Origin of the sequence: Holospora elegans E1 (genome assembly GCF_000648275.1) — a bacterium.
GTDB classification, from domain to species: Bacteria; Pseudomonadota; Alphaproteobacteria; order Holosporales; family Holosporaceae; genus Holospora; species Holospora undulata_A.
In genome coordinates this window covers 1-2,069 of the sequence record NZ_BAUP01000035.1, presented here as the reverse complement: position 1 = coordinate 2,069, position 2,069 = coordinate 1, and the positions used below count along the sequence as shown (strand labels likewise).

Annotated in this window: 3 protein-coding genes; 1 reads left to right on the top strand and 2 read right to left on the bottom strand. The window is 33.7% G+C overall.

Annotated features, from left to right (window positions below; translation table 11 throughout):
• A partial coding sequence (locus HE1_RS08565) for a hypothetical protein (protein ID WP_162531140.1) occupies positions 1 to 314 on the top strand: 314 nt, incomplete at its 5' end.
• On the opposite strand, the gene HE1_RS00920 is transcribed toward HE1_RS08565, so the two are convergent.
• On the bottom strand, positions 241 to 1,602 hold the full coding sequence (locus tag HE1_RS00920; protein ID WP_035543591.1) for an MFS transporter: 1,362 nt from the start codon (positions 1,600 to 1,602) through the stop codon (positions 241 to 243). The genes HE1_RS08565 and HE1_RS00920 overlap by 74 nt on opposite strands.
• 199 nt (positions 1,603 to 1,801) lie before the next feature.
• Positions 1,802 to 2,069, bottom strand: a 268-nt coding sequence (locus HE1_RS09305; protein WP_035543589.1) for a hypothetical protein, incomplete at its 5' end; no start/stop codon positions are given.

Here is a 2,069-nt window from a genome sequence, read left to right as displayed (position 1 = left end):
CCACCTTACCAAAAGATGCGAAAGTTTTTGATTATGTTATAAATACTCCAGCAGAGCCTTGTTTGGACTTCTTGACTCATAAGATTTTACATGCAGGGCTTTCCATGGCATCAACCATCGGGTCTGATGCTATTAATTCTGGTCAGATCAATTGGGATAAAGCTTTTTTGGCTTGCGGCGTCACAGTGGCAGCAGAAAGCACAGCAGAAGGAGCTTTGCAACTTTTTCACTGTTTTTTTATCACTCTTGCTGTTTTACGAAGGTTAGTGTTGCCCAAGCAAGAAGCGCTATTCCCCCTGCGTATATTCCTATAGAAAAAAAATTATTTGTTTTGCTGTATATCCACAATGTTAAAAGCGGAGTTAATTTCCCAATAATACTTCCCCCCAAGGCGTTGCCTGCCCCTACAATCAGGTAAACTTCTTTTTTGGGGCAAAAACGCTTGTAGCACATATATAAAGGACAAGAAAAAACAATTCCCCACACTAAAATCCACAACCGTACAATAGCTAGTGTTATTGGATAAGAAAATACATCTAATAAGGCAAAACATCCAGGAAGAGATATTCCTAAAACAAGACTTCCAATTTTTAAAATTTTTTCTGGCTTGTATCGTTCTAGCAGGGGACCAAGGATAAGAATTAACACTGTGTCTATTCCCATTAACCACTGATTAGATCCAAGTATTGTGGAAAAAGATATCGATGTTGCAAATGGAATCAAATTATTCATAATAATAAATGTTAAGTTCCAGGTGATATGTGTTAGTCCAGTAGTAAACGTGACCATAGCGATCAAATTACAATGACGTTTTAGGTATTGGAGCGTATATTTATTGGGAAAGAAAACAAATTTTTCATATTTTTTGAATTCTTGTTTTTTACACTGCGATGCAAAACATGTCATTCCGATTCCTGCTTGCAATAAAAATGGAAAAAATCCCCATCTCCAAGAAAGATTAAGCTTTTCTATTAAAATATTTGAAAGAACGCTTGTTCCCACATATCCAAACATAGAAGAAAATTGATATAGGTAGGAAAATTTGTATTCTTTATCTTTAACGGTTTCCTCTATGACATAAATTTTAGAAATAGAGGTTTGTCCCGAAGAAAAAATTCCTTTGAAAAATCGAAGAAAAAAAAAGATCATAGGTGACAAAATTCCTAGGGCTTCATATGTTGGACACATAATAAAAAGGCTCGTCAAAAGTGTATTTCCCAGTAAGCACCAGCGCATTCCTGATAAGGGGCCTTTGTATTGTGCAATCCATGAAAAAAAAAATGATCCCAACGGAGTGGTAACGATCCCCATAGCCAAAACACAATATCCCCAAACCAAACGCATCATAAAAGAAGTATGAGGAAAGAAGTCGAGAGTAATCCAAGGAATTAATAAACTATAAATCAAAATTTCACCATGGTTTAATCCATTGGCTATCAGTATCCAGAAAACTCTTTTAGAGTAAAAAGAAGAGTTCACAGGAAAACACCTCAAAAAATTTCCATACCTTATGGTATGAATTTTATGTATTTTGCACAAGAAAAAAGAAATTTTTTTTGAACAGGCTATAGTTAAAAACGTCTTATGCGTTTTGTTTTGCACAACTTTTATTCTCCTTAAGGGGAATTTTGGAAGCCTGAATCTATACTTTAAAATCCCAAAATCAGAACTACTTTTTTTATAGATTATGTCTTTAATATCTGTGTTTTTGTAAAATCTACTTTTTTTTATCTAAAATTTATTTTCTGTTGCCTCTCTTGTCTTTTTTTAAAAACTTTTTTCAGTATTTAATCCAAAATTTTTATCGTATAGCTTTATTAGCTAAAGCCTTTCTGTAAACTTTGACCATAGCACAATGTAGAACAGTATGAAGTGCTAGGAATACAATGACATTCCACAATGTGTCTTCTTCGAAGACTGTTATAAAACAGCCTTCTAAGACAACGCATTTATAAAAGCCTCCTAAGATAGAGTAGTGAAAAGAAATAGGAAAAGTGATCATTCTTGCGCAACTTATTTTGTGAATAAACATTACTATTCCTTTAGGGTAATAGCGATGAATTAAAAAA